The organism is Anoxybacillus sp. ST4, assembly GCF_019448545.1.
GTDB lineage: Bacteria > Bacillota > Bacilli > Bacillales > Anoxybacillaceae > Anoxybacillus > Anoxybacillus pushchinoensis.
On record NZ_JAHZOE010000124.1, the window covers coordinates 1 to 219 of the forward strand.

Annotated in this window: 1 protein-coding gene; it reads left to right on the forward strand. The window is 43.8% G+C overall.

Annotated features, from left to right (window positions below):
- Positions 1–56: 56 nt before the first annotated feature.
- A partial coding sequence (locus K1I44_RS15290) for a transposase (protein ID WP_219986643.1) occupies positions 57–219 on the forward strand: 163 nt, incomplete at its 3' end.

Here is a 219-nt window from a genome sequence, read left to right on the forward strand (position 1 = left end):
GCTGCTTTTCAAAGAGAACTTGAATTTATAAAAAAAAACTAATTACCGAGAATGCCATGCTGTTTTATGTGGATGAGACACATGTTCGTGCCTATCAAGCGCTACGTACGACATGGGCAGAAGTAGGAAATCAAAAACACGTGCCGAGCTACGGTCACCACGCCCACGTTTCTATTTTTGGCGCCGTCGATGTTCAACAAGGCGATGTGGTATTTCATC